Origin of the sequence: Alkalibacterium sp. f15 (genome assembly GCF_049389645.1) — a bacterium.
GTDB lineage: Bacteria > Bacillota > Bacilli > Lactobacillales > Carnobacteriaceae_A > Alkalibacterium.
The window spans coordinates 2209534-2229831 of sequence record NZ_CP186540.1; the positions used below are offsets into that span (position 1 = coordinate 2209534).

Annotated in this window: 17 protein-coding genes; 16 read left to right on the top strand and 1 reads right to left on the bottom strand. The window is 36.4% G+C overall.

The annotated features are described in order from the left end of the window. The first annotated feature begins 6 nt into the window (after positions 1 to 6). The 5 genes from ACO1PF_RS10460 to mmsB all read left to right on the top strand — a co-directional run bounded on the left by ACO1PF_RS10460 (position 7) and on the right by mmsB (position 6530). Positions 7 to 642: a YczE/YyaS/YitT family protein gene (locus tag ACO1PF_RS10460; RefSeq protein ID WP_423189000.1), complete on the top strand. Its 636-nt coding sequence runs from the start codon at positions 7 to 9 to the stop codon at positions 640 to 642. An 18-nt stretch (positions 643 to 660) separates the two neighbouring features. Further along, positions 661 to 2106 carry a sucrose phosphorylase gene (gtfA, locus tag ACO1PF_RS10465; RefSeq protein ID WP_423189001.1) on the top strand — a complete coding sequence of 482 codons (1446 nt, stop codon included), beginning with the start codon at positions 661 to 663 and terminating at the stop codon, positions 2104 to 2106. Between the two features lie 540 nt (positions 2107 to 2646). After that, positions 2647 to 3717, top strand: a complete 1071-nt coding sequence (gene chvE, locus ACO1PF_RS10470; protein ID WP_423189002.1) for a multiple monosaccharide ABC transporter substrate-binding protein — start codon at positions 2647 to 2649, stop codon at positions 3715 to 3717. 68 nt (positions 3718 to 3785) lie between these two features. Beyond that, on the top strand, positions 3786 to 5324 hold the full coding sequence (gene mmsA / locus ACO1PF_RS10475; protein WP_423189003.1) for a multiple monosaccharide ABC transporter ATP-binding protein: 1539 nt from the start codon (positions 3786 to 3788) through the stop codon (positions 5322 to 5324). A 3-nt stretch (positions 5325 to 5327) separates the two neighbouring features. Further along, positions 5328 to 6530 carry a multiple monosaccharide ABC transporter permease gene (mmsB, locus tag ACO1PF_RS10480; RefSeq protein WP_423189004.1) on the top strand — a complete coding sequence of 401 codons (1203 nt, stop codon included), beginning with the start codon at positions 5328 to 5330 and terminating at the stop codon, positions 6528 to 6530. A gap of 107 nt (positions 6531 to 6637) precedes the next feature. On the opposite strand, the gene ACO1PF_RS10485 is transcribed toward mmsB, so the two are convergent. Beyond that, positions 6638 to 7087, bottom strand: coding sequence for a hypothetical protein (locus ACO1PF_RS10485; RefSeq protein ID WP_423189005.1), 450 nt, complete (start codon positions 7085 to 7087; stop codon positions 6638 to 6640). A gap of 289 nt (positions 7088 to 7376) precedes the next feature. On the opposite strand from ACO1PF_RS10485, the gene ACO1PF_RS10490 reads away from it, so the two are divergent. The 11 genes from ACO1PF_RS10490 (at position 7377) to ACO1PF_RS10540 (ending at position 20296) form a co-directional block, all read left to right on the top strand. Further along, positions 7377 to 9356 (top strand): BglG family transcription antiterminator, encoded by a 1980-nt coding sequence (locus ACO1PF_RS10490; RefSeq protein WP_423189006.1) that lies wholly within the window; start codon positions 7377 to 7379, stop codon positions 9354 to 9356. Further along, complete coding sequence (locus tag ACO1PF_RS10495) at positions 9353 to 9916, top strand: D-sedoheptulose-7-phosphate isomerase (RefSeq protein WP_423189007.1); 564 nt, start codon at positions 9353 to 9355, stop codon at positions 9914 to 9916. The genes ACO1PF_RS10490 and ACO1PF_RS10495 overlap by 4 nt, the downstream gene beginning before the upstream one ends. Before the next feature lie 12 nt (positions 9917 to 9928). Then, positions 9929 to 10195, top strand: coding sequence for a PTS sugar transporter subunit IIB (locus ACO1PF_RS10500; protein ID WP_423189008.1), 267 nt, complete (start codon positions 9929 to 9931; stop codon positions 10193 to 10195). A 24-nt stretch (positions 10196 to 10219) separates the two neighbouring features. Further along, complete coding sequence (locus tag ACO1PF_RS10505; RefSeq protein WP_423189009.1) at positions 10220 to 11572, top strand: PTS ascorbate transporter subunit IIC; 1353 nt, start codon at positions 10220 to 10222, stop codon at positions 11570 to 11572. Positions 11573 to 11586: 14 nt separating this feature from the next. Next, a complete protein-coding gene (gene tkt, locus ACO1PF_RS10510) occupies positions 11587 to 13578 on the top strand; it encodes a transketolase (RefSeq protein ID WP_423189010.1) in 1992 nt (663 codons plus the stop codon). 12 nt (positions 13579 to 13590) lie between these two features. Continuing rightward, positions 13591 to 14154 (top strand): SIS domain-containing protein, encoded by a 564-nt coding sequence (locus ACO1PF_RS10515; protein ID WP_423189011.1) that lies wholly within the window; start codon positions 13591 to 13593, stop codon positions 14152 to 14154. Between the two features lie 316 nt (positions 14155 to 14470). After that, entirely contained in the window at positions 14471 to 16144 is a 1674-nt protein-coding gene (locus ACO1PF_RS10520) for an alpha-glucosidase (RefSeq protein ID WP_423189012.1), read from the top strand. A gap of 213 nt (positions 16145 to 16357) precedes the next feature. Then, a complete protein-coding gene (locus ACO1PF_RS10525; protein WP_423189013.1) occupies positions 16358 to 17683 on the top strand; it encodes an ABC transporter substrate-binding protein in 1326 nt (441 codons plus the stop codon). A 115-nt stretch (positions 17684 to 17798) separates the two neighbouring features. After that, positions 17799 to 18659: a carbohydrate ABC transporter permease gene (locus ACO1PF_RS10530; RefSeq protein ID WP_423189014.1), complete on the top strand. Its 861-nt coding sequence runs from the start codon at positions 17799 to 17801 to the stop codon at positions 18657 to 18659. Beyond that, complete coding sequence (locus ACO1PF_RS10535; protein WP_423189015.1) at positions 18659 to 19492, top strand: carbohydrate ABC transporter permease; 834 nt, start codon at positions 18659 to 18661, stop codon at positions 19490 to 19492. The genes ACO1PF_RS10530 and ACO1PF_RS10535 overlap by 1 nt, the downstream gene beginning before the upstream one ends. Before the next feature lie 123 nt (positions 19493 to 19615). After that, positions 19616 to 20296 carry a DUF624 domain-containing protein gene (locus tag ACO1PF_RS10540; RefSeq protein ID WP_423189016.1) on the top strand — a complete coding sequence of 227 codons (681 nt, stop codon included), beginning with the start codon at positions 19616 to 19618 and terminating at the stop codon, positions 20294 to 20296. The last annotated feature ends 2 nt before the right edge of the window (positions 20297 to 20298 follow it).

A 20298-nucleotide genomic window follows, 5' to 3' on the forward strand; every position in this document is an offset into this window, starting at 1 on the left:
AAGAGGTTGAATAAAAGCACGAAGATTTTATTAATGTTATTGGGGATATTCATTTTGGGAGTTTCAATATCGTTTTTAAGATATGGAGCTTTGGGTACAGATCCGTACACTACTATGAACTTGGGCGTTAGTTCAGCAGTAGGGCTCTCATTTGGTGTTTACCAAATGTTTATAAATTTCATTTTATTTATTCTCGTTTTATTATTTAAACGAGAAACGATTGGCATAGGAACTATTGTGAATATGATAATGGTTGGATACACTTCTGATATTGTTTTCTTTTATTTATTGAACGAAATGCCAGCTCAACCTGTATTTTTATTGCGTTTAACGGTGACAGTACTTGCTACTGCCTTAGCCTGTGTTGGAATTTCAATGTACATGGAAGCTGAACTTGGAATAGCTCCTTATGATGCTTTAGCAATTTTAATCATCGATAAAAGCAACCAGCGTATTCCATTTTTTGTTGCCCGTATGTTTGTTGATATTTTAGCAGTAATAATAGGGTTTAATTTTGGAGCTGTGGTGGGAATAGGGACTTTAATGCTGGCAGTTCTTACTGGTCCTTTGGTACAATTGATTCGTGAAAAGATTATTAAACCGATTCTAACAAATAAGTTTCCAGTTGCAGAAATAAAATAATAAGGAGGAATAAAATTTATGAAGATACAAAACAAAGTGATGCTGATCACTTACGCAGACAGTTTAGGAAAAGATTTCAAGGAGCTATCCGGTATATTAGATGAACATTACTCTAAAGCTATAGGAGGTATTCATCTACTACCGTTTTTCCCTTCAACAGGGGATCGCGGATTCGCTCCAAGTGATTACACCGTCGTTGATCCTAAATTCGGAACGTGGCAAGCAGTAGAGGAATTAGGAGAAAAATATTATCTGATGTTTGACTTTATGATAAATCATATTTCCAGAGAATCTACATTCTTTCAAGATTACAAAAAAAAGCATGATGCATCAATTTACAAAGATATGTTTATTGAAATCAGTGACTTTTTCAAAGACGGAGGACCTACTCAAGAGGATATCGATCTGATTTATAAACGCAAAGATGTGGCTCCTTTTCAAGAAGTAGAGTTCAACGATGGCAGCAAAGAGAAAGTTTGGAATACATTTGGGGAAGAACAAATCGATTTAGACGTCACGAAAGAGGTCACGAAAGATTTTATCAGAGATACAATAAAAGATATGGCCAGTCATGGCTGTTCGTTGATTCGGTTGGACGCCTTTGCCTATGCGATAAAAAAATTAAATACCAATTGTTTCTTTGTCGAACCAGAGATTTGGGAATTATTGGATGAAGTAAAAAGCGAAGCGGCAAAATATCAGATAGAAGTGTTGCCGGAGATTCATGAACATTATTCTATTCAAATGAAAATAGCTGATCATGACTATTACATCTATGATTTTGCTTTACCTATGGTAGTTCTCTATTCGATATATAGCGGAAAAACTAATCGCTTGGCATCTTGGTTAGCTAAGAGCCCAATGAAACAGTTTACGACACTCGATACACATGATGGAATAGGCGTGGTGGATGCGAAAGACATTTTATCTGATGAAGAACTAAGTTACACATCAGATAAATTATATGACGTTGGGGCAAACGTGAAAAAAGTTTATTCATCAGAGAGTTATAACAATTTAGATATATATCAAATCAACACCACGTATTTCAGCGCTTTAGGCAATGAAGATGAAAGTTATCTGCTAGCCAGAGCAATCCAAATTTTCGCACCGGGAATTCCGCAAGTATACTATGTTGGTTTACTGGCTGGAGAAAATGATATAAAACTGCTGGAAAGTACAAAAGAAGGTAGAAATATCAATCGTCACTACTATTCAAAAGACGAAGTACAAGATGAAATGAGCAGACCAGTGGTTAGAAAGTTAAAAGAACTGCTAGAGTTCAGGAATGTATCAAAAGCGTTTGACTTGGAAGGATCGATCATTACCGAAACTCCCTCAGAGTCAGAGATTATTATAACGAGAGAGAGTAAAGATAAAGAGTCGATTGCGATATTTAAAGCTGATTTTAAAACTAGGGAATTTACTATTACTGAAAATGATACTTTGATTTTTCAGCAGTAAGAACCTTGGATTATCGTTCGTATTAATCTAATTGTTAAGACTTTAGTGTTATCTAGTATTTTTGAATTTTCAATAATTTAAAAAGTGATCAGTTAAACTGTTAAAAACTACTTGATGATTAAAATTAGTAATCTATTGAATAAAATACCAAGTATCCTGCATGATATATTATATGCAGGATACTTGGTATTTGTTTGTTTAAAATCAGACTAATTGTATCGATTCGCTTTTCAATGCATGAAGTATAAAAAAATTCAAGTTGGGAGTTAGTTCTCTCAAACGTTCCTCTGGATATGTTTTTTTCTTGAGCATGATTAGGGAAAATAAACATTTTTATTTTGCTTGACTAATATTGAAATGATATGTTAGAGTATACTTACTAGTTAGTTGATTAAACAAACAAACTAAATAGTTTCATAAATGTAAGGGTTTTAAAAGAGTATAGCAATAATTAAGTATAGTTGGTTTACTTATTAATTATAAAATGAAAACGCTATATATGATTTAAAACCAAAATAAAACAAGAAGGAGCAATGTCTGATGAAAAAAGCATTTGCAATAGCAGGATTGGTTTCTGTTAGTTTACTTACAGCTGCATGTTCAGAAAGTGGTTCGGGCGCAGAAAATGAAACAGTTGGTATCTCTATGCCGGATAAGTCTCTTGAAAGATGGGAAAAAGACGGTAACAATATGGTCACTGAGTTAGAAGGTCTTGGTTACAATGTCGATATTCAATATGCTCAAGGTGAAACTCAAACACAATCTGAGCAAATTGAAAATATGATTACAAAAAAAGTAGATGCTTTAATTATCGCACCAGTTGACGGTAGTACATTATCTGACCCAGTAAATCTAGCAGCCAATCAAGATATTCCAGTAATAGCTTATGATCGATTAATAATGAACACTGAAAATCTTGACTATTACACAACGTTCGATTTAGTTACAGTAGGTGAAATCCAAGGACAGTATATCGTTGATGCACTGGATCTGGATAATACTGATGAATCATTCAACATTGAATTGTTTGGTGGAGCACCTGATGATAACAACGCGCGATTCTTCTTTGAAGGTGCAATGAATGTGATGCAACCTTATATGGATGAAGGTCAACTGATTGTACAAAGTGGGCAAGTTAATTTTAATTCTGTAGCTACTGAATCCTGGAGTGCTTCAAATGCTCAAACTCGAATGGATAATTTATTGACAGGTCATTACACAGATAAAGATGTAGATGCTATCCTGGCTCAAAATGATGCTATTGCTCAAGGTGTAGTTTCTTCATTAGTAAGCATGGGCTATGGTAGCGAATCTAGACCGATGCCTATTATTACTGGTCAGGATGCTGAAGTATCCTCAGTCAATTCTATCATTGAAGGTAACCAAACAATGACTGTATTTAAAGATACTAGTGCTCTTGCAAAAGCAGCAGCAGCAATTGTAGATGCAATTCTTAATGGCGATGAACCTGAAGTAAATGATACAGAATCATTTGATAATAATGAAAAAGTTATCCCAACCTATTTGCTAGATCCGATAGCAGTTGATGCAGAAAACTACCAAGAAATTCTAATCGATAGCGGATATATAGATAGCTCAGACGTAGAATAATTCTTCATCGTAGGTTATCCTTTCTCTCTAGATTGGGTAACCTATATTATTTTGAAAGGAGTGTAGTCATGTCTTATATTCTAGAAATGAAAAATATCATCAAGGAGTTTTCTGGTGTTAGAGCACTGTCCAATGTCAATTTCAAAGTTAATGAAGGAGAGATTCATGCTCTGGTAGGAGAAAATGGAGCTGGTAAATCAACTCTTATGAAGGTTTTGAGTGGCGTATACCCGTATGGTGAGTATAGTGGAGATATAGTGTATAAAGGTGATGTTTCAAAGTTTAAGAATATAAAAGAGAGTGAAGAAAAAGGAATTGTTATAATACATCAGGAATTAGCTCTGGTACCTTATATGTCTATAGCAGATAATATATTCCTTGGAAATGAACAATCAACGAAAGGGATAGTGAATAAAAATATAACAATTATCTCAGTTAAAGAATTATTGAAAACGGTTGGGCTTAAAGAAAATCCTATTACTTTAATTAAAGATATCGGTGTAGGTAAACAACAATTAGTCGAAATCGCAAAGGCCTTTTCAAAAAAAGTAGAACTGCTGATATTAGATGAACCAACCGCTTCGCTAAACGAAAATGATAGTGAGAACTTATTAGAATTATTAAAAGAGTTTAAAAAAGAAGGCGTTACTTCAATCATCATTTCTCACAAATTAAATGAAGTTATCGAAGTTGCTGATAACGTTACTATATTAAGAGATGGTGAAACAATTGAAACTCTTTCTAAAGAAAAAAATGAAATAAGCGAAGATAGAATTATCAAAGGGATGGTAGGAAGAAGCTTAGATAATCGATTCCCGAGTCATACACCGAATGAAGGTCAGGTTGCTCTGGAAATTAAGAATTGGACTGTACACAATCCTATAGATACTGAACGAATTGTTATAAATAATGTTTCATTTAAGGTTAATAATGGTGAAATTTTAGGATTTGCTGGTTTAATGGGTGCGGGTAGAACAGAACTGGTAAAAAGTATATTTGGAAAAAGCTATGGAAAGAATATATCAGGTGAATTAATTAAAGATGGTAAGCCCATTAAACTTAAAAATCCCAGGGAGGCTATACTAAATGGGTTAGCCTATGTCACTGAAGATAGAAAAGGTGATGGCTTAGTACTTATTCAAGACATATTAAACAATATTACCATAGCAAGTTTAGAGAAGGTTTCCAAAAATACGGTTATAGATAAAAACAGGGAGTTAGAAAAAAGTCGTGAATATAAAAAGAAACTAAATATAAAATCAACTGACGTTTTTCAACGAGTGGATAGTTTAAGTGGTGGGAACCAGCAAAAAGTTGTCTTGAGTCGCTGGATTGCTACTGAACCTGATATTCTGTTTTTAGATGAACCTACTCGTGGAATAGATGTTGGTGCAAAATATGAGATATACAAAATTATTCAAGACTTAGCTGATCAAGGAAAAGCAATTGTTGTCATATCATCAGAATTACCAGAATTAATGGGGATTTCTGACCGCGTCTATACAATGAATGAAGGAACAATTACTGGAGAATTCAAGACGGCTGACGTGAACCAGGAAAAACTAATGGAATATATGACAATGAGTGTAAACAAAAAGGGGGCATAAATAATGCAAACTCAAGAAGCAATAAAAAATAGTGGATTAAATAAAGAAGAAAATTCAATTAGAAATTCAGCTAAGAAGTTTTTGGTTAATAACAGTATGTATATATTCCTAGCTTTAATTATCATACTTTTTCAAATTTTAACTGATGGTATTTTACTATTACCTATGAATATTACCAATGTTATTCTTCAAAACAGTTATATCTTCATTCTTACAATTGGCATGCTGATGCTGGTATTACTGGGAGATATTGATTTGTCTGTGGGATCGGTCTTAGCATTTACAGGTGCTTTAAGTGCAGTATTGATTATTGAAAATAACATGAACGTATATCTGGCTATTTTTATATGTCTGCTGGTAGGACTACTTATTGGTGCCTGGCATGGATTCTGGGTAGCTTACGTTCATGTTCCAGCATTTATTGCTACATTAGCTGGACTATTAACGTTTAGAGGATTGACCATAGTAATACTAGATGGTCAAACGATTTCTTCATATCCGAGAGCTTTCCAGTTAATGAGTAGTGGATTTTTAACAGATGCTTTTACTGATAATCCCTTTATGCTGACTTTAGGATTAGGATTCATTTTTGTAGCTCTATATGTTTTTATGTCTATTCGCAGTAGGATGAAAGACTTGAAATTTGGTGCAAATACAGAAAGTAACACAAGATTCATTTTAAAAATAACTGCCTTTTCCTTAGCTATTTTATGGATGTTCTATACATTTGGTAACTATGAGGGCATTCCAAATGTATTAATAATATTATCAATACTAGGATTGGCTGCTAAATTTATTACAGATAGAACTACAATTGGTCGACATATATATGCGATTGGTGGCAATGAAAAAGCAGCTACACTATCCGGAATAAATACCAAACGAGTTAAGTTTTGGACATTTGCTTCAATGGGAGTTATGTCCGCTATAGCAGGTATGGTCTTTTCAGCAAGGTTAAACGCCGCTTCAGCCCAAGCGGGTAGCGGATTTGAACTAGATGCTATTGCAGCATGTTACATTGGTGGTGCATCTACTTCCGGTGGTATTGGTACAGTAGTTGGTGCACTAGTTGGTGCACTGGTTATGGCATTATTGAATAACGGAATGTCATTAATGGGAGTCGGTACAGACTGGCAAATGGCGATCAAGGGTCTAGTTCTCTTGTTTGCTGTAGCAATAGACATTTATAATAAAAACAAAGGGTAATCGATATGTTAATAGATTAATTAGATGATAAAAGAAAGCTGGGAGGATATCAATTTCTCCTAGCTTTCTTTTTTTACTGAATTTAAAATTATTAAATATATTCATTCCTACTCGACTTCCAAGCGTAAGGTATTTAGTGTGACTTTTTTCAAAAATGGAGTTAGTTCTCTCAAGCGTTCCATGTCATACACACCGACAAAATACTGAACCATCAGACCGTCAACCAACGCAACAATCAAGTTAGATCCGTGGTCGGAGTGAAGTAGAGGGTATTCTTTTTCTTTATCCAGTTGCTGAAGTTTGAGACGGAGCTGATCGGTCATTTCGCTGAAGGCACCATTCATAGTTGATTTAGGTATCTCCTCTTTTGAATAGCGACTCAAAACGGTTGTGATTTCTTCCATATGCTGTTCATTATATGTCCAGGAAGCGTACAAGAAGCTTTCAATAAATGCTTCCACATTAGAGCTCTCATTCTCCTTGACAGATTTTATATAATCGTCTTCCAGCTGTTTCAGTAAACCATCCATTTTTTGATGGTTGATGCGGTTTTCCATTGAATCGTTCTCCTTTTATCGACGTCTTTCTTCTATTATAATAGTTAATATAGCTAGTGATAATTTATAATAATAATACTATATCAAATTTCTGCTTCAATGAAAAATATAATAATGTGATAAATGTACTTTTAATAAGTGTGTATCATTAACTATTGCATATACTAATAATAAGATTAATGAATTTCGATATAGCCCAGATAGCAAACGCTTTCATTATAATGGAAGCGATTTACTCTTCTTGTTTCATTAATTAGAAGATATACTATAAATACAAGGGGAGATACTTATGAGCTTGTCTGAAAGATCTAAAAAAATATTGTTACGTTTATTAGCAGAAGATCAGGTTTCAAGCTATGATGCCTTAGCACAGCAGTTCAATGTTAGTGAGCGGACTATTAGATATGACTTGGAAGAAATAGACAGTTTTTTAATAAAGGAAAAGCTCCCTCCATTAAATCGACAAACAAAAATCGAGGTTTCGCTTGAAACAAGCAATTTGAAGCTCGACAAGCTGAAAGAATTGTCTCGAGTATTTGAGACTAAACTAGATTATTATATACCAAAGAAAAGAAAAAATTTAATCTTGATAGAGATTTTATTGTCAAAAAAAATTGTTGATATAGAGTTATTGATGACGAAATGCAATGTGAGTCGGAGTTCAATTGTTGGAGATATCAGAGAGCTGAGAAAAATTCTGAAGACTGAACAAATTGAAATTGAATATACTTCCACCAAAGGTTATTACTTTAAAGGAGATGAACAGCAGATAAGAAAAGTTGGATTGAGAGTTATTACATTAAACGCAGAGGAACTTAATCTAAGTTATCAAAATTTAGCGACTGATTACATTTCAAATCCAGATAATAATGAAATCAGTGTGATTGAACAATTTATTTCAACAATTGAAAAAGACGTGAATAAGCATTACTCAGATATAGCATTTAATCATATTGTTTACGGGTTGATAGTAGCTATTTGTCGCAATCAATCCAATAGGAGTTTAAAAAAGCTACCAAATACTGTCTCATTTTCTCAAGAATATCGGAGTATCGATAAGAATAGTAATCAGATTGAAAAAGAATTTGATATTATATTGAATCCGTCAGAGAAAAAAGCAATCGAACAATTATTTTTAGAAAGTTCACTTATTAAAGCTGAATCAGTATTAGATGATAACTGGCTGGATTTGAACTTGTTTATAATTGAATTTTTAGACGAGATCAGTAAGTCTTTAGGACTACCCTTAAACGAAGCAGAAGATCTATTTGAAGCATTGACATTACATCTAGGACCAGCTATAAATCGAGTGAAAAACGAAACGCCTTTGAAAAATGAAGTTATTGATTATATTCAAACGCATTATAATCAGATTTTCTTAAACGTAAAAGAAGTGTTGGATTCTTTAGGTGAGAAAAAACAATTAGTTTTCACGGCAGATGAAATAGGTTTTGTTACAATTCACATTGCGTCGTTTATTGAGAAAAACGAATTATCAAACAAAAATAATTCGATTTTACTCGTATGTAATTACGGTGTAGGCACCACGAAATTACTGGAAACATTGTTATTGAAGCGTTTCGATTTTAATATCAAAGGCACGTTATCCGTCAGAGAGTTAACACAAGAGGTGATAGACGCTGAAGGTGTTGATTACATTATTTCTACACTTCCGATTAAAGAAACATATTCGGTACCTGTGTTAGTTGTATCACCTTTGCTATCCGAAAAAGATAATAAAAGATTAAAAGAGATAGAAAATATCAGACAAGATAAACCGTTCCATCATCATATGACAGAGAGGACAGCTAAAAAAATTATGCTAAAAGATTTATTAATTAAAGACTCCATTCAGTTAAACGTTGAAGCAAAGGATTGGAAAGACGCCGTGAAAATTGGAGGTAAACTACTAAAAGATAACGGGAAAATTGAAGAAGTGTATATTCAGGCAATGATTAAGTCGGTAGAAGAATTAGGTCCTTACATCGTTATAGCACCTGGTATAGCCATGCCTCATGCAAGTGCAAAAGACGGCGTCAATGAAGTGGGCTTAAGTCTCATGACTCTTAAAGAGCCTGTAAACTTTGGTCACCCGAATAATGACCCCGTCAATATTGTTATTTGTCTGGCAGCAACTGATCATAATTCACACTTGGGTGCTTTGAAAGACTTAATGACATTTTTAAATGAACCGTCGTTTATAGATTTATTAAATAAAGGAGACAAAGAAAATATTTTAGATGAAATCAATAGAGAGGAGCCCCAATGAATTACAGTGATGAAATAGTCAAAAGAATGAACATATTTAAAGACTTTACTGAATATGATTATAATATGATGCGCCAGTTTAAAGATGTATTGTATTCCTCAATAAAAAATGGCAACAAAGTAATGACTTGTGGGAATGGAGGGAATGCTGCAAATGCACAACATATTATAGGGGACATCGTGGGACGTTTTAAAATTGAAAGAGAAGCATTTGCTGGATTAAGTTTGACGGTTGACCCAAGTGTCATGACGGCTACGGGTAATGATTACGGTTATGATGAGGTGTTTGCCCGTCAAGTTGAGGGATTAGGTAAAGCGGGAGATACCCTCATTGTTCTCTCAAGTAGTGCTGATTCAGCCAATGTAATAAAAGCTGTTAAAGCAGCTAAGAGAAAAGGCATTCAAACAATTGGTGTACTCGGAAATAATGGAGGAGGGATAAAGGAACATTTAGACTATGTGCTTACGTTTAAGTTTAAGGATTCAGATTTAGTCGAAGAAACAGCAATGACGATTTTTCATATCGTATTAATGGATTTAGAAAAGCAATTAACTAAATAGGAGGAAATAAAAATGAAAATTTTAACAGTGTGCGGAATGGGTTCTGGTTCAAGTCTTATTTTAAAAATGAATGTCGACAGTATTCTTGAAGATGAGGGGATCGACGCAGAAGTTGAAGCTGTCGATTTAGGATCAGTAGGTGGAGCTATCGCAGATTTAATCATTTCTACACAAGAGTTGGAAAGTAAACTTGAAGATTACGATATTAAGAAGCTTTTTGTAAATAATGTTATTGATAAGGAAGCACTCAAAGTCAAATTGTTAGAAGTCCTGAAATAAACTTTATAATAGGAGGATGTACCAATGAATTTTATTTATAGTTTTTTTAATCAGCCAGCTATAATTATCGGTCTAATTTCATTTATCGGTTTGATTTCTTTAAGGAAGTCCAAAGAGAAAATTATTAACGGCACCTTAAAAACCGTAATTGGATTTTTAATTCTTTCAGCTGGTGGGGGAATAATTGCTGGTTCACTAGGGACGCTAGGTCCTGCATTTGAGAATGCCTTCAATGTGCAAGGAGTAATCCCCACAAATGAAGCAGTCATCGGTATAGCAGAAAGTATTCACGGAACCGAAATGAGTTTGATTATGGCTTTCGGGTTTGCAGTCAATATTTTGATCGCACGTTTTACGAATATCAAATATATTTTCCTGACTGGTCATCATGTGTTGTTCATGGCGGCGCTATTGGCTGCGGTACTTGGAACAGCAGGTTTTGAAGGTGTTGAATTAATTGCAGTCGGTGCATTTTTACTAGGATCATTTATGTCTATTTCACCGGCAATTGTGCAACCGTTTTACCGTGAAGTAACCGGGAGTGACAAGATAGCCATGGGTCACTTTAATGCTGTGACTTATGCGCTCGCCGGATTACTAGGTAAATGGTTCGGTGATAAGGAAAAATCTACAGAAGACATCAAAATTCCAGAAGGACTTGGCTTTTTTAGAGACAATACTATATCTACAGCATTAGTTATGATGGTAATCTATGTCTTTACGTTCTTGTTTGCAGACGCTGCAGTCATTAACGAAATGTCTGGTGGAGATAACATCATTATATTCGCTATCGTTCAGGCTCTTACCTTTACAGCAGGATTTGTAATAGTGCTTCAAGGGGTACGTATGATGCTTGCAGAAATCGTACCTGCTTTCAAAGGGATTTCCGATAAATTGGTACCGGATTCAATACCGGCTTTAGATGTGCCAGTTATCTTTCCTTATGCACCGAATGCAGTTTTATTAGGATTTGTGTCATCGGTTGTCGGTGGATTCATCATGTTCTTAATTCTACCGTTTACCAACTTACCAGTTATTATTCCTGGATTAATTCCACTCTTCTTTGTAGGTGCTGGAGCTGGAGTATTAGCAAATGCAACAGGAGGACGAAGAGGAACGATCATTGGCGGTCTTGTTAATGGTTTGCTGCTTATATTACTTCCGGCTATTTTACTTCCGTTATTGGGTGAATTAGGTTTCTCAAACTCAACATTTGGAGATGCTGACTTTGCTTTTGTTGGAATCGTTATTGGCTATTTCTTTGAATGGTTCGGTAAGTTAGGTATTTATGCGATTGTTGCAGCAATCGGCATTTACTTTACGATCTCAATAGTGAAAAAACCTAAGAAAATTAAATTAAGCGAAGATAAAGTATAATAGGAGGACATGGATTGAGTGAAAAAATAGATAGTTTAGCTATTAACACGCTGAGAACATTTGCGATGGATGCAGTCGAAGAGGCACAAAGTGGTCACATGGGGTTGCCGTTAGGCGCGGCACCAATGGCATACGTGCTATGGAAAAACCATTTAACTATGACTCCAGAACAGCCGACATGGTTTAATCGGGACCGGTTCATTCTTTCAGCAGGACATGGATCGATGCTGCTGTATGGTTTGCTGCATTTGAGTGGGTATAATTTATCACTTGATGATTTAAAAGCATTTAGAGAAATAGATAGCCAGACTCCTGGGCATCCTGAGTTACATCACACAGAAGGTGTAGAAGTGACGACTGGTCCGTTAGGGCAGGGATTATCTATGGCAGTAGGTATAGCAATGGCTGAAAGAAAGTCAGCTTCATTATTCAACACTGAGAATAGAGATATTTGTAATTACTATACCTACGTTTTATGTGGAGATGGCGATTTGATGGAAGGCGTCAGTCATGAAGCCATTTCTATCGCGGGTCATTTAAATTTAAACAAATTGATTGTATTATATGACTCCAATCAGTCTTCTTTAGATGAACAACTTGAAGCATCGTTTAGTGACAACATTCAGAAGAAATTCGAAGCTGTCAACTGGGATTATATAAAAGTAGATGATGGCAATAACATCGATGCTATCGATCAAGCCATTGAAAAAGCAAAACTTTCATCTAAACCCTCTCTAATAGAAGTAAATACTGTTATCGGCTATGGGTTACCTGACATTGCTGGTACGCACGATGCGCATAGTGATCCGGTTGGATCCGAGAACATTCTCAAAGCGAAAGCTGCATTAGGATGGGAGTACACTGAACCGTTTTATGTACCAGAAGAGGTGTATGACGCATTTGCTTCGTTTCAGTCAAGAGGGCTGGACAAGTTTAATATGTGGGAAAGAAATGTGAGAAAACTCAAAGAAGAAGACATTGATTTATTAAATACTTTAGAGCGCTTTATAAACAAGCCCCAAAGCTATGATATAGAACATTTACTCCCAGAGTTTACTGATCATGATGGGAAATTGTCGACACGGGTGGCATCGAGCCAAATATTGAATTTGATAAGTGACGAATTGCCTGAGTTAATTGGAGGCGCAGCAGATTTGAGTTCATCGACGAAAACAGTAATTAATTCGTCACACGCAATTACACGAACTGATTTTTCTGGAAGGAATATCTATTTTGGTGTTCGAGAATTCGGCATGGCGGCCATTGCTAATGGTTTATCTTCAAGCCATTTTATTCCTTATGTGAGTACGTACTTTGTCTTTTCGGATTATATGAAACCTGCAATGCGATTATCCGCATTGATGAAGCTACCCGTAATTTACATCTTCACTCACGACAGCATTGCTGTAGGAAAAGATGGGCCGACCCATCAACCAGTTGAACAATTAGCTGCCCTACGCTCAATGCCTAATATGCATGTGATAAGACCAGCAGATGGTAATGAAACGGCTGGTGCCTGGGAAGTGGCGTTAAATTCAGTTGAAACGCCGACTACTTTAGTATTAGGTAGACAAGACACCAAAACGTTGAACGTGCTACCGGAGAAGGCGAGAAACGGAACTAAAAAAGGTGGATACACTGTCTATAGCACCTCTAATCCTGAAGGGTTATTAATTGCTACAGGTTCAGAAGTCGAACTTGCCTTAATGGCTAAAACTGAACTGGAAAAAGAGGGTATTCATGTGAATGTAGTGAGCATGCCTTGTTTTGATTTGTTCGAGGGACAGTCACAAGACTATAAAGAAAGAGTTTTACCCAAACATCTGAAAAAACGACTAAGTATTGAAATGGGTGCGTCATATGGATGGAAAGCTTATGTAGGAGACGAAGGAAGCAGTTTAAGTGTCGATTCATTTGGTTGTTCGGGTGATCCTGACGATGTGATGAGACGATTTGGATTTACCGTAGAGAATGTTGTGTCCAGGTTTAAACAGCTCTTAAGTTGAAGGAGGAACATAATGGGTTTTACTCAATTCATCGAGGAATACAGAGTTGCCTATCAAACAACACTAATAGAGTTGGATTCTCAGAAAATCGAACATATAATGACAAAGTTAATTGAGGCGAGAGACAAGGGACGAACGATTTTTGTGTTAGGAAACGGAGGAAGTGCGGCCAGTGCAAGTCACTGGGTGTGTGACTTCAACAAAGGGGCTAACAAAGAAGGGCGTGCTAGATTTCGTTTTATGTGTTTATCTGATAATTTACCGATTGTCACTGCTTTGGGTAATGATTTATCATATAACGATATTTTTGTTGAACAGTTAAAAAATTTCTTGTTACCTGAAGATGTGGTGGTTGTCTTATCTGTGTCAGGGAATTCGAAAAACTTGATTGAAGCAGTTGCTTATGCAAATGAGCAGCAAGGCACTACAATTTCAATCATTGGTGACTACAAGGGTCAGCTTAAAGGATTATCACAAGAAACATTAGTTATACCCTCAAAAAATTATGGTATTGTTGAAGATGTGCATATGTATCTTGGACATGTGATGTCGCAATACTTGTATGAACAAGAGTAAGGCAATAAGTTTATTACGCTTATAGATACTAAAACAGTATCTATAAAATAGTAGACATTAGAATAAATAAACTGAAAATCGTTTTTCTGTCAACCTTTGACAGAAAAACGATTTTTTACTATGATTGCCAACGATGAAAACTACCTAAAAAAATCAACCTATACTTGGCAGATGAATAAAATATCTCTAATTTGTATTATCGGTTTATATAATCTTTATATGATTGGCCTATTAATAAAACTAAATTTTTTTATGATATTATTAGGTAGATAATACCACTTTATGATTAAATAATTAAGAAAGGAAAGGAGAACTTATGAATAATAAATGGTGGAAAGAAGCAGTCGTCTATCAGATCTACCCGAAAAGTTTTCAAGACAGTAACGAGGATGGCATTGGCGATGTTAGAGGCATTATTAACCGATTGCAATATTTAAAAGATCTAGGGATCACCGTGATCTGGATCTGTCCAATGTATAAATCCCCCATGGACGATGGGGGATACGATATTGCAGATTATTACTCGATCGATCCTATTTTTGGCAGCAATGAAGATTTTGATGAACTCATTAGAAAAGCTGAAAAGGTGGGGATCAGGATACTTCTAGACCTGGTCGTGAATCATACATCCGATGAACACGAATGGTTCGAAGAAGCACTGAACGACCCTGACAGTGAGTATAGAAAATATTATCATTTCGTGAAAGGCAGCAACGGGCGACCGCCCAACAACTGGCGGTCCTATTTTGGCGGATCAGCGTGGGAACCTGTGCCCCATGAGAAGAATACTTTTTATCTGCATGCTTTCAGCAAAAAACAGCCGGACTTGAACTGGGAGAACGAAGAACTGCGAGAAGAAATCTATAAAATGATCAATTACTGGTTAGACAAAGGGATAGCCGGATTCAGGATCGATGCGATTTTGAACATCAAAAAGAGCATGGTCCGCGGGCGTCTGGAACCGGATGGTGAAGACGGTTTAGTCTATATCGGTCACTGGATCATGAACCAGCCTGGAGTCCAGTCGCTTTTAAAGGAAATAAATGAGCGTACCTTTAAAGTGCATGACAGCTTTACAGTCGCGGAAGCAGCGGTCCCTAATGACCATTTGGACCAATACATTGGTCCGGGCGGCTTCTTTTCGATGGTGTTCGACTTCAGTTACACGGATATCGATGTCAATGAAACCGGTGACTGGTTCAAACCAAGTGGCTGGACCTGGACGGATATGCGCGAAAAGATTTTCATCAATCAGGAGATCACGCAGGAAAAAGGCTGGGGAGCCCTTTATTTGGAAAATCATGACCAGCCGCGCTCCGTTAGTAAGTACATCCCTAAGCATGATATCAATCAGTACAGTAAAAAAATGCTGGGCACTCTTTTCATGATGCTCAGAGGCACGCCTTTTATTTATCAGGGGCAGGAGCTTGGTATGACCAACATAGAAATGGATTCCATGGAAGAGTATGAAGATATCGCGACGCATGATCAGTACAAGAGGGCTCTACTTACAGGACTTTCTAAAGAAGCGGCGTTTAAAATGATCAGTAAACGGAGCCGTGATAATTCCAGGACTCCGATGCAGTGGGACGATTCAGAACAGGCAGGCTTCTCGGAGGGAGATAACACCTGGCTAAAAGTGAATCCCAATTACACTGAAATTAATGCTGAAAAGGAACGTCTGGATGATAGATCTGTTTTGAACTATTATAAAAAACTGATTGAACTCAGAACGACGAGCAACTATAGAGAGGTGATCGTTTATGGGAAATTCGTGCCAGATAGAACGGCAAACGATCAGACCATTGTGTATGAGAGAGTGTGGCAGGATACGAAATTGTTAACAGCGATCAATTTCACCAATGAAAAGCAGACGATCACCATTGATGAAAATTATACGCAGGTAGTATTGAGTAATTATCAAGGGGTATTGATCAACGAAAAATTATGCCTTCGCCCATATGAAAGTATGGTTTTGGCTAATAGGTAGAATCACTAAAAGGTATCATACTTTTCAATCGGGAAGCATATATTACAAAAATTACAGTAAAAAGCAAGTATTATACCTTGATTTTCAAATAATGATACCGGTATCATTATAAATGCATTCTATTGAGTAATAGGTCAATTTGTTATATATTTATAATGTAAACACTTACATTATTTTGTGTAAGTAAAATCAGTTAAAAAGGGAGGAAATACAATGTTCAAGGGTAAACATTTTTACAAAGGATTAGTTTTGCTGTCAGCTGCAGGCGTTTTGGCTGCATGTGGCAATGATGGAGACGTTCCAGGTACGGATGGTGCAGATGACAACGGGAACGGTAATGGTGAAACTGAAGAAGAGGTAAGCTTAGCCATTATGCAGGGTAAAGTAGAGTTCAATAATCAATTCAATGAACTCGCCGATATGTATATGGACGAAAATCCGAATGTCTCAATTGAAATCACATCAGTTGGTGGCGGAACGGACTACTTTACACAATTGACCACACGTTTCTCTGCTGGTGATGAACCGGATATCTTTAGTGTAGCAGGACCCAATGAATTTGAACAAATGGCGGAGTATCTGGCTGATCTATCTGATACGGATGCTGCTAATGCTGCCCTAGAAGGTACTTTGACTGATGTGACCGGTGAAGATGGCGTAGTTACGGCACTTCCTTACAACCTAGAGGGTTATGGCTTTATTTATAATAAAGAAGTTTTTGAAGCAGCCGGAATCGATGCCGAAGCAATAAGTACCTATGAAGAACTGGAAGAAGCTGTTCAGACCATAGACGGTCAAAAAGATGATTTAGACATCGAAGCTGTTTTTGCTTTCCCTGGAGCTGAAGCTTGGGTACCAGGTAACCACTTATCTAACGTCTACTTAACACATGAATTTGATGAAAATGTAAATGAAGCCTATAATGCTGAAACTGTCGCATTTGAAAAAGGTGACGAATTCCAGCGTATGCTTGACCTGCAAGTGGATTATTCGGTAGGACCTGTTTTGAGTCTAGATTATTCTCAACAAGTTGAAGAGTACTTCTCATTAGGACAGGTAGCTATGATTCAGCAAGGAAACTGGGTATATCCTACATTGTTACAAATGGATCCTGAATTTGCTGAAAACAGTGTCGGAATGATTCCAATTCCTTTAGAAGGTTATGAAAACCAACTACCCGTTGGCGTACCCAACTACTGGGCAGTCAACAGTAACAAAGACGACGCAACAGTGCAAGCAGCTAAAGATTTCCTAGACTGGATGTACTTGTCTGATGAAGGGAAAGATTTTGTTATCAACGAGTTCAACTTTATTCCAGCTTATGAAGGATACGAGGATATGGAAATCAGTGATCCAATATCACAAATCGTTTATGATTACTCTGAAAGAGGCGACACGATCGGATGGGTATTCAATGGTTATCCAACAGGATGGACAAACAACGAGTTTGGACCTAATATTCAAGCTTATATTGGCGGCGAAATGACTTGGGATGAAATGGTTGAAAATTCAATTTCTGCCTGGGAATCTCTTAAATAAAAATTTTGAGAGGGACCATATTTTGTTTCTATATATGGTCCTTTTTTTCTTTCATAATAACCAGCAGTTAGTGGAACGATGAAAGAATAGTTGATGTTAAGAAAGGAAATGAGCTATGAAAAATAAAGAACTGACTTTCTGGTTGTTTATTACACCAGTTTTATTGAGCTTATCATTAGTCGTTATCGTGCCTGTTTTTATGGGTTTATTCTATTCATTCACCGATTGGAATGGACTGAACTTCAATAATATTATCGGGTTTGCACATTACAGGCGTTTATTAGAAGATGAACAGTTTAGAAATTCGTTACGGTTCACTTTCATATTCACTTTTGTTAGTGTCATCATCCTGAATTTTGTTGGTCTTGGTTTAGCCGTACTTGTAACCAGCAAGCTTAAATCAAGAAATCTGCTCAGAACGGTATTCTTTATGCCTAATCTGATCGGTGGCCTGATATTAGGCTTTATCTGGCAGTTTATTTTCATCAGAGTTTTTTCTGCAGTAGGCGATTTTACCGGTATCCAGGGATTATTGGGCTGGCTTTCAACACCCGAAACTGGGTTTTGGGGACTTATCATTTTAACCGTATGGCAGCAAGCCGGCTATATCATGATCATCTATATTGCCTACCTTCAAGGTATTCCAAAAGAACTGATTGAATCGGCAAACATAGATGGTGCGACCTCTTTTCAAAAATTCAGACACGTTATCTTTCCGTTAATTGCACCTGGATTTACGGTCTCAATGTTTTTAACGTTATCCAGTTCGTTTAAAATTTATGATCAAAACTTATCCTTAACGGGTGGGGGACCATATAATTCAACACAAATGGTCGCCATGAACATAGTGGACACTGCATTCTCCAGTAATCAGATGGCGTATGGTCAATCTAAAGCAGTTATATTCTTTATTATTGTAGCAATCTTTTCGCTGTCACAAGTCTACTACAGTAAGAAAAGAGAGGTTGATTTATAATGGAAAAAAATGTGTATGAAAAGAGAAAAAGAAAATACTTAATTATTGAAGTCATAGGCTTACTGATGGGTTTAGTCTGGGTTTCGCCATTCTATCTTATGTTAGTTAATAGTTTCAAAACACCTAGAGAAATCTTTTCTAACGTGTTGAATTTTCCAGATCAGTTTAATTTTGACAATTACGTTGTCGCGTTCGATGATTTGAACTTCATTCGCTCATTTTTCAACTCGCTATTGATTACCCTGGTGAGCGTGTCCGTCATTGTGTTGTTTTCTTCAATGGCAGGCTATGCACTGGCCCGGAACAAGAGTCGACTAAGTGGAATCATTCTGCTAGTATTTGTCGGCGCGATGCTTATTCCTTTTCAGTCGGTCATGATACCTTTGACAGCCAATTTCGGAAGAGTTGGGATGTTGAACAGGTACGGATTGATCTTTATGTACTTAGGATTTGGTGGGAGTTTGGCCTTATTCCTTTATCATGGTGCAATGACCACCGTATCCATCTCAATGGATGAAGCAGCCATAATCGATGGAGCCAATAAATTTCAGATATTCTTTAAAATCATTTTTCCTTTATTGAGTCCCATATCCGTCACGGTAGCGATATTGAACGTTATTTGGATCTGGAACGATTACCTTTTGCCTTCACTTGTGTTAAGTCGTGCGAATGAGACCATTCCGATCAGAATGTTTTATTTCTTTGGCCAATACACGCGACAATGGCACTTGGCTTTGGCGGGATTAACGATCGCTATCATTCCCGTTATCATCTTTTACTTCAGTGCTCAAAAGATAATAGTTGAAGGTGTATCAGAAGGTGCGATCAAGTAGAAATTAGACGACGAAGACTAGGAGCTGCTCACTTGTTATTTCTAATAGCAACTAGGCAGCTCTTTCTATTTTTTGAAATTTCCTTATGTTAAAATGAAGAAGAAAAAAGGAGGGATAATACCGTTGGGTGAAAAAATCTATCTCATGCTATATGAATTATCTGTCTTAATATTAAAGTTTACCCTAGTTAATATCTTGTGGATCATCGTTGAGTTACCGGTTATTATCGTTCTTATTCAAATAGGTTTAACCACTGAACCAAGTAATTTGCTTGTCTTGCTGCCACTCTTGTCATTGTTCCTTCCTATTCTGTTTTTCCCGGGGACCCATGCTTTGATCAGCTCAGTGAGAGAATTGATATTGGAAGATGCGCCATTTAATCCGCTGACCTTTTTCAAGGATTATAAAAAAGGGTATAAAAAGAGTTTCTTGATCGGGATGATTTATACAAGCCTGCTGACTATGGGCGGATATGTGTTTTTCATTACCTACCAAAGCAATCTCATCCTATCCATTATCCTTATCGTTCTTTTTTTCTACTTAAGCATTGTTGTCTTTTATCTGTTTTATTTGGATGCACACTTCAACATGTCAATAAGATGGAAAGTAAAACAGACAACCGTTCTTATCATTAAGCACCCATTATTTGCATTAGGCAACTTCATGATTTTTATAGCTTTACATTATATTCTATATTCAGTGAATTTCATCTTATTTGTCCTATTTGGCACCACGTTAACGGTCTATGCAACCTATTACTTGTTTATCAGAAAACTCAATAAAATCAATGCGAGAATATCATAATT